Genomic DNA, 7,821 nt, shown 5'->3' with positions numbered 1-7,821 from the left:
CTCGGTGACCCTGCGGATTTCCTGGAAGGACGAGTTCGATGACCGTCGCAGTACGTGTGATTCCGTGCCTGGACGTCGACGCGGGACGAGTGGTGAAGGGCGTCAACTTCGAGAACCTGCGCGACGCGGGCGATCCTGTCGCCCTCGCGGCTGCGTACGACGCACAGGGCGCCGACGAGTTGACGTTCCTCGACGTGACGGCGTCGACGTCGGACCGCGGCACCATGCTCGATGTCGTCAGCCGCACAGCGGAGCAAGTTTTCATCCCGCTGACGGTCGGCGGGGGTGTTCGCACGGTCGAAGATGTCGACCGATTGCTGCGTGCGGGTGCCGACAAGGTGAGCGTCAACACCGCCGCCATCGCCAGGCCGGAGCTGCTTCGTGAACTGAGCGAGCGTTTCGGTTCGCAGTGCATCGTGCTGTCGGTCGATGCGAGAACGGTTCCCGCTGGGCAGCAGGGCACACCGTCCGGATGGGAAGTCACCACGCACGGTGGCAAGCGCGGCACCGGGATAGACGCCGTGGAGTGGGCCACTCGTGGAGCAGAACTGGGCGTCGGCGAGATCTTGTTGAACTCGATGGATGCAGATGGGACGAAGGCGGGATTCGACTTACCGATGATCTCCGCGGTCCGCCACGCGGTCCATGTACCGGTGATCGCCAGTGGCGGCGCGGGCGCGGTCGAGCACTTTCCGCCCGCAGTCACGGCGGGCGCCGACGCAGTCCTCGCAGCGAGCGTCTTCCACTTCGGCGATCTTACGATCGCCCAGGTCAAAGATGCTATGCGAGCGGACGGCATCGTCGTTCGCTGAATGATTCTTTTCGACCGGCCGGAAAAGGTACAACGGAGAACATGACTCTCGATCCGAACATTGCGGCACGCCTCAAGCGCAACGAGGCGGGTTTGTTCAGCGCGGTCGTGCAGGAGCGATCCTCAGGCGATGTCCTGATGGTGGCCTGGATGGACGACGAGGCTCTCGCACGGACACTCGAGACGCGCAAGGGCACCTACTATTCGCGATCCCGTCAGACGTACTGGGTGAAGGGGGAGACGTCCGGGCACACCCAGTACGTCCACGAGGTCAGGCTCGACTGCGATGGTGACGCGGTGCTGCTCGTCGTGGATCAACAGGGCGGGGCATGCCACACAGGTGATCACACCTGCTTCGACGCCGACGTTCTGTTGAGCTGAGCGTCAGGCCTTGCCGGTGCCCTCGGCGATCCCCTTGTCGAGCTGGGTCAACATGACCGAACTCAGCTCGCCCAAGCGCTCGACTTCCTCGTCGTTCAATCCTTCGAACAGCAACGCCTGAACCGTGGCGACATGGCCGGGCGCGGACTCGACGACCTTGTCCATCCCCGCATCGGTGAGTAAGGCATACGATCCCCGGCTTCCTTCGATGCTCTCGCGTTTCACCCAGCCGAGCTTCTCCAGTTTGGTCACCACATGGGACAGCCTCGACAGCGACGCATTCGCGAACTTCGCCAGATCCCGCAACTGAATTCGACGGTTCGGATCCTCGGAAAGAACCGACAGTACGAAGTAATCGAAGTGGGTCAGCGACGAGTCACGTTGCAGCTGAGTGTCGAGTGCGGCAGGTAACCGGGTCACGAGGGCAACGAGCGACCGCCATGCAGCTTGTTGGCGGTCCGTCAGCCAGAGTGGATCGGGATGTTCTGCCGACTCGTCCATCACGAGAGCCTTCCTGTCGAGCGCACACAGTTGGTTGTAGTCACCACAGTGTTTCACTTGACGGGAGGTTCGTGCTGCTGCCCCGCTGTTCACTCAAGTCGTCGAGCGGCTCCGAAGGAACGCCAGAGCGTGATCGGCGTGTTCTTCGAATCTGAATTCGCTGCTGTACACGTCGAGGACGGTGCGGTCGGTATCGATGACGAACGTCGATCTCTTGACGGGAGAGAGTTTGCCGAGCAGTCCGCGCTTGACGCCGAACTGTGCGGCAACGGTGCCTGCCTCGTCCGAGAGCAACGGATAGTCGAACGATTTCACGTCGGCGAACTCTGCCTGTTTTGCGACAGCATCGGTGCTGATTCCGGCACGCGATGCGCCTGCTTCGGCGAACTCCGTTGCAAGATCGCGGAAGTGGCAGGCTTCGACCGTGCATCCAGGGGTCAGCGCGCCCGGATAGAAGAACAAGACCAGCGGTCCGTTCTCGAGCAAGCTTTCCAGCGAGCGTGGGGTTCCGGTCTGGTCCGGCAGGGTGAAGTTCTCGACGCGATCGCCTTGTCTCATTCTTCGGAGGCTACCGCGCAGTAAGTTCGAAGGCCACCGCGCGCAGATCCGGGCACAGGGCACCTGGGAGGATGAACGAATGCATGGCGAGACCACAACCCTGCCCGACGGACAAGACCGCGGGACATCGGATTCGACCACCAGTCGAGAGGTATTCCGGAGGCTCGCCGCAGAGCACCGTGTCGTACCTGTCGTCCGTAAGGTTCTCGCCGATTCGGAGACCCCCCTGTCGGCTTACCGCAAGATCGGCGGTGACCGGCCGGGGACCTTTCTGCTCGAGTCAGCGGAGAACGGGCGATCATGGTCGAGATGGTCGTTCATCGGGGCAGGCACCCCGGCAGCTCTGACGACAGTCGACGGCGAGGCGGTCTGGCGCGGCAACGTCCCCGCCGGAGTGCCCTCCGGGGGCAATCCGCTCGACGTGCTCGGCCGGACACTGGAACTCCTTCGATCCGAGCGCTTGCCCGGGTTGCCTCCGCTGACGGGCGGAATGGTCGGCTATCTGGGTTACGACGCGGTGCGCCGCATCGAGAAGTTGCCCGAGCATGCCGAGGACGATCTTCAGGTGCCTGAAATGGTGATGCTCCTGGCGACCGATCTGGCTGCTGTGGATCACCACGAGGGCGCGATCACTCTCATCGCGAACGCGGTCAACTGGGACGGTACCGACGACCGCGTCGACGAAGCCTACGACGATGCAGTGCGCAGGCTCGATCGGATGTGCGCGGACCTCGCCGCGCCCGCCCCGTCGACGGTGTCGACCATGGCCAGACCCACGCCCGAATACCGCCGTCAGCGAACCTCGGAGGGCTTCGGTCGCGACGTCGACCGACTCGTCGAGGAGATCGAAGCAGGCGAGGCGTTCCAGGTCGTGCTCTCGCAACGGTTCGAGATGGACACAGACGCTTCGCCCTTCGACGTGTATCGCATGTTGCGGGCGTCGAATCCGAGCCCGTACATGTACCTGTTGCACGTGCCGGGGGCCGACGGCGAGACCGCGTTCTCCATTGTCGGATCGAGCCCGGAAGCGTTGGTGACGGTCGTCGACGGTGTTGCGACCACACATCCGATCGCGGGAACGCGGTGGCGCGGCACTTCCGAGGAAGAAGACATCCTGCTGGAGAAGGACCTTCTTGCCGACGAGAAGGAGAACGCCGAACATCTGATGCTCGTCGATCTCGGTCGGAACGATCTCGGCCGCGTCTGCACTCCGGGCACAGTGCGAGTGAGCGATTACCGACACATCGAGCGCTACAGCCACGTCATGCATCTCGTCTCCACGGTTGCGGGCACGCTCGCGGAGGGCAAACAGGCGCTCGACGCGGTCAAGGCATGCTTCCCGGCAGGCACCTTGTCCGGCGCACCGAAGGTCCGCGCGATGGAATTGATCGACGAACTCGAACCGACGAGGCGCGGGGTGTACGGCGGCATCGTCGGGTACTTGGACTTCGCCGGTGATGCGGACACAGCCATTGCAATCCGTACCGCACTGATGAAGGACGGCACCGCCTATGTCCAGGCGGGCGCGGGCGTCGTCGCCGACTCCGTGGCCGAGTACGAGGACACGGAGGCCAGAAACAAGGCCATGGCTGTACTCGGTGCGGTGGCTGCAGCCGAGTCGCTGCGTGCGGTCGGCGAGCCGTGAGCACGCAGGCACCGGTGCGCCGCCGCTCGGGCCGTGCGGCGGTTCCGGTCGCTTTGCTCCTGTTAGGGGCGGTGTGCCTGTGGGGTAGCTCGCGGATGACGTGGGTCGCTGTCACCTCCTCGGATGGACTCGGCGAGGCGCGGTCGACGGACTTGCTGGGAAGCACCTGGGCGCCGGCGTCGACACCGTTGGCTCTGGCGTTGTTGGCAGCGGTCGCGGCGTCGTTCGCGGTGAAGGGGTGGGCGTCGAGGGTTCTCGCCTTGCTCGTCGGACTCGTCGCGATCGGGGCGGGCTTTCCGGCGGCGCAGGCAGTCGGCGGCGATGTGGACGCAAAGAAGGCCGCCGTACTTGCCGAGCTGCCCGGGCGGGCGGAAGTATTGACGGCGCAGGCTTACACACTGCCCGCGGTTCTCGCGCTGATCGGAGCAGGATGCGCGTTCGGTGCGGCGGTGATACTGGTGCGAAAACCAACCGCGCGGAAGGTACTCTCATCCAGGTACGACGCACCTGCCGCACGTCGCGACGAGGTTGCGCAACGCGCGAAGTCGGCGTCGGAGCGGGCCGAGGAGAACGGCGAGGGGGAAGACTTGACCGAACGAATGCTGTGGGACGCGATCGATGCGGGGGAGGACCCCACCGATCGGTCGGGCACCCGAAATTCAGAAGACTGAAACCGCCCTCTACGCTAGGGCAGACCTGAAATGAGTTTCCTCACATCAGGTCATCGATGGGAAAGGATTCGGGTCACCATGACTGTTCTCGATTCGATTCTGGACGGTGTACGAGCCGACGTAGCTGCGCGCGAATCGGTGATCGATTTCGCGAGTGTGAAGGCAGCTGCCTCCAAGGCTTCGGCACCGCTCAATGCGACTGCGGCTCTGCACGAGGACGGAATCGGTGTCATTGCCGAGGTCAAGCGTGCGAGTCCATCCAAGGGCGCACTTGCAGATATCGGCGACCCGGCCTTGCTCGCGCAGGCGTACGAGTCCGGCGGCGCGCGAATCATCAGTGTTCTCACCGAGGAGCGACGCTTCCACGGATCACTCGCCGATCTGGACGCAGTACGCAAGGCCGTCAGTATCCCGGTTCTGCGCAAGGACTTCATCGTGGGGCCCTACCAGATTCACGAGGCCAGGGCGCACGGCGCCGACATGATTCTGCTGATAGTGGCTGCGCTCGAACAGGATGCGCTGGCGTCGTTGCTCGACCGCACCGAGTCGCTCGGAATGACCGCGCTGGTCGAGGTTCACACCGAGGCCGAAGCGGATCGCGCGCTCGAAGCCGGTGCACGCGTCATCGGAATCAACGCACGCAACCTCAAGACCCTCGAAATCGATCGCGACAGCTTCGGACGAATCGCGCCGGGATTGCCTAGCGAGGTCATCCGCGTCGCCGAATCCGGAGTACGTGGAACTGCCGACCTGCTCGCTTACGCGGGCGCAGGCGCCGATGCTGTTCTCGTCGGCGAGGGTCTGGTCACCAGCGGTGACCCACGCACTGCAGTATCGGACCTCGTGACCGCCGGAACCCACCCGTCCTGCCCCAAGCCGGCGCGCTGACCGAAAATCCGTCGGACCGCTCACGCGACAGCCCCCGATGGGCGTCGTCGAGGGCTGCTGAGGCAGACTGATCGGGTGAGCAGCGAGCTATCGAACCCCCGTTTCAAGGGCGGCGATCTACCTCAGACCAGCCTCGGGTTGACCGACCGCAGTCAGCACGATCCCGATATCGGCGGCCATTTCGGCGTGTACGGCGGACGGTTCGTGCCGGAGGCGCTCATGAGCGTGATCGAGGAAGTCACCGCCGCGTACGACAAGGTGCGCAGCGACAACGAGTTCCTTACCGAACTCGACCGCCTGCAGCGTGACTACACCGGTCGTCCCTCTCCGGTCTTCGAAGCCACCCGGTTGTCGGAACACGCTGGTGGTGCACGAATTCTCCTCAAGCGAGAAGACCTCAACCACACGGGATCTCACAAGATCAACAACGTTCTCGGTCAGGTCCTGCTCGCGAAGAAGATGGGCAAGACTCGCATCATCGCCGAGACCGGAGCAGGCCAGCACGGTGTCGCGACCGCGACCGCGTGTGCGCTGCTCGGGCTCGAGTGCATCGTGTACATGGGTGAGGTCGACACCGAGCGCCAGGCGCTGAACGTCGCCCGTATGCGGTTGCTCGGATCCTCCGTCGTGGCAGTGAAGTCCGGGTCGCGCACGCTCAAGGACGCCATCAACGAAGCCTTGCGTGACTGGGTTGCCCACGCCGACAACACTTATTACTGCTTCGGCACGGTTGCTGGACCACATCCCTTCCCGGCCATGGTGCGCGACTTCCAGCGGATCATCGGCCTGGAAGCTCGACAGCAGGTACTCGCGTCGACCGGGCGTCTGCCGGATGCGATCGCGGCATGCGTCGGCGGAGGGTCCAACGCAATCGGGATCTTCCACGCCTTCATCGACGATCCTGCGGTGCGGCTGATCGGTTTCGAAGCTGCAGGTGACGGGGTGGATACCGGACGACACGCGGCGACCATCAGTGGCGGTTCGCCGGGCACCTTGCATGGAACATACTCCTACCTGCTGCAGGACGAGGACGGCCAAACCGTCGAATCACACTCCATATCAGCAGGTTTGGATTACCCGGGCGTCGGTCCCGAGCATTCGTACCTCCACGACATCGGCCGCGCCGAGTACCGCGGAATCACCGACACCGAAGCGATGGACGCGTTCCGACTGCTCAGTCGAACCGAGGGCATCATCCCGGCAATCGAATCTGCGCACGCGGTGGCAGGCGCGCTGAAGCTCGGGCAGGAGCTGGGCAAGGACGCGATCATCCTCGTCAACCTGTCCGGTCGCGGCGACAAGGACGTCGACACAGCTGCCGAGTGGTTCGGACTCGTGGACGGCGACGGTGAAGCGCACGTCGACGCAGTCGAGGGCGACCCCGACAAGAGTGAGAGCGCGCAGAGCGCGACCGAGAAGGGTGTGCAGGCATGACCGAACGACGATCGAGGCTTGCCGAGACGTTCGAGACCTGCCGCAGCGAGAATCGCGCAGCCCTCGTCGGATACTTGCCCGCCGGATTCCCGACGGTGCCGAAGTCGGTCGAGGTGTTCGAGACGATGGTTGCGAATGGGTGCGACATCGTCGAGGTCGGTATTCCGTACTCGGATCCGGTCATGGACGGCCCGACGATCCAGGCTGCGGCAGACACCGCGCTGCGAGCCGGCGCACGTGTGCGTGACGTCTTCACCGTCGTCGAAAAGGTCTCCGCTGCCGGCGGCAAAGCAGTGGTGATGACGTACTGGAATCTGGTGATGCGCTACGGCATCGACGCGTTCGCACGCGATCTCGCCGGTGCGGGAGGCCTCGGCATCATCACCCCGGACCTCATTCCCGACGAAGCAGGGGAATGGATCGCCGCTTCGGACGAGCACGATCTCGATCGGATCTTTCTGCTCGCCCCGTCGTCGACGGAGGAGCGGATCGCCAGCACCCTTGCCGCAAGCCGCGGCTTCGTCTACGCAGCGTCGACCATGGGCGTCACTGGCGCACGTGACTCGGTGTCCTCGGCAGCTCCTGAGCTGACTGCCCGTATTCGCAAGCATTCCGACATTCCGGTCGGGGTCGGCCTCGGAGTTCGCTCCGGCGCGCAGGCCGCCGAGATCGCCCGTTACGCGGACGCGGTAATCGTCGGATCGGCGCTCGTCAGCGCGGTCGACGAGGGATTGGGTGCAGTGGCCGCCCTCACGAGCGAACTCGCCGAAGGCGTCCGATCCGCTAACGTGGCGTCGTGATCTCCGGCACCTCGGCCTCGACCGCTGTCCTCGCGTACATTCCGAGTCCTCCTCAGGGAGTCTGGTACGTCGGTCCGCTCGCATTGCGCGCCTACGCCCTCTTCATCATCGCCGGTATCGTCGTCGCAATCG

The 7,821-nt window shown here is 64.3% G+C and carries 9 protein-coding genes and 1 pseudogene; 8 read left to right on the top strand and 2 right to left on the bottom strand.

Annotation, left to right across the window (positions count from 1 at the left end):
* The first annotated feature begins 38 nt into the window (after positions 1-38).
* On the top strand, positions 39-812 hold the full coding sequence (gene hisF / locus A2J03_RS28320; RefSeq protein ID WP_068381206.1) for an imidazole glycerol phosphate synthase subunit HisF: 774 nt from the start codon (positions 39-41) through the stop codon (positions 810-812).
* A gap of 41 nt (positions 813-853) precedes the next feature.
* Positions 854-1,192: a phosphoribosyl-AMP cyclohydrolase gene (hisI, locus tag A2J03_RS28315; protein ID WP_068381204.1), complete on the top strand. Its 339-nt coding sequence runs from the start codon at positions 854-856 to the stop codon at positions 1,190-1,192.
* Positions 1,193-1,195: 3 nt separating this feature from the next.
* Here hisI and A2J03_RS28310 read toward each other — a convergent pair whose 3' ends face one another.
* Positions 1,196-1,693, bottom strand: a complete 498-nt coding sequence (locus A2J03_RS28310; protein WP_068381208.1) for a MarR family winged helix-turn-helix transcriptional regulator — start codon at positions 1,691-1,693, stop codon at positions 1,196-1,198.
* A gap of 93 nt (positions 1,694-1,786) precedes the next feature.
* Positions 1,787-2,251 (bottom strand): peroxiredoxin, encoded by a 465-nt coding sequence (locus A2J03_RS28305; RefSeq protein WP_068381200.1) that lies wholly within the window; start codon positions 2,249-2,251, stop codon positions 1,787-1,789.
* A gap of 79 nt (positions 2,252-2,330) precedes the next feature.
* Between A2J03_RS28305 and A2J03_RS28300 the strand changes: the two genes are divergently transcribed.
* The 6 genes and pseudogenes from A2J03_RS28300 to A2J03_RS30790 all read left to right on the top strand — a co-directional run.
* Positions 2,331-3,896 (top strand): anthranilate synthase component I, encoded by a 1,566-nt coding sequence (locus A2J03_RS28300; RefSeq protein ID WP_068381198.1) that lies wholly within the window; start codon positions 2,331-2,333, stop codon positions 3,894-3,896.
* Positions 3,893-4,567 (top strand): TIGR02234 family membrane protein, encoded by a 675-nt coding sequence (locus tag A2J03_RS28295; RefSeq protein ID WP_068381196.1) that lies wholly within the window; start codon positions 3,893-3,895, stop codon positions 4,565-4,567. Before A2J03_RS28300 ends, A2J03_RS28295 begins: the two co-directional genes overlap by 4 nt.
* A 78-nt stretch (positions 4,568-4,645) precedes the next feature.
* Positions 4,646-5,455 (top strand): indole-3-glycerol phosphate synthase TrpC, encoded by an 810-nt coding sequence (gene trpC / locus A2J03_RS28290; RefSeq protein ID WP_068381193.1) that lies wholly within the window; start codon positions 4,646-4,648, stop codon positions 5,453-5,455.
* 75 nt (positions 5,456-5,530) lie between these two features.
* A complete protein-coding gene (gene trpB / locus A2J03_RS28285) occupies positions 5,531-6,889 on the top strand; it encodes a tryptophan synthase subunit beta (protein ID WP_068381190.1) in 1,359 nt (452 codons plus the stop codon).
* Positions 6,886-7,689 (top strand): tryptophan synthase subunit alpha, encoded by an 804-nt coding sequence (gene trpA / locus A2J03_RS28280; protein ID WP_068381187.1) that lies wholly within the window; start codon positions 6,886-6,888, stop codon positions 7,687-7,689. The genes trpB and trpA overlap by 4 nt, the downstream gene beginning before the upstream one ends.
* Positions 7,689-7,821: pseudogene (locus A2J03_RS30790) on the top strand (prolipoprotein diacylglyceryl transferase); the annotation flags it as partial. The gene trpA and the pseudogene A2J03_RS30790, both read left to right, overlap by 1 nt.

Source organism: Rhodococcus sp. EPR-157, from assembly GCF_001647195.1.
Lineage (GTDB): Bacteria > Actinomycetota > Actinomycetes > Mycobacteriales > Mycobacteriaceae > Rhodococcoides.
This window is presented reverse-complemented; position numbering and strand designations above follow the sequence as displayed.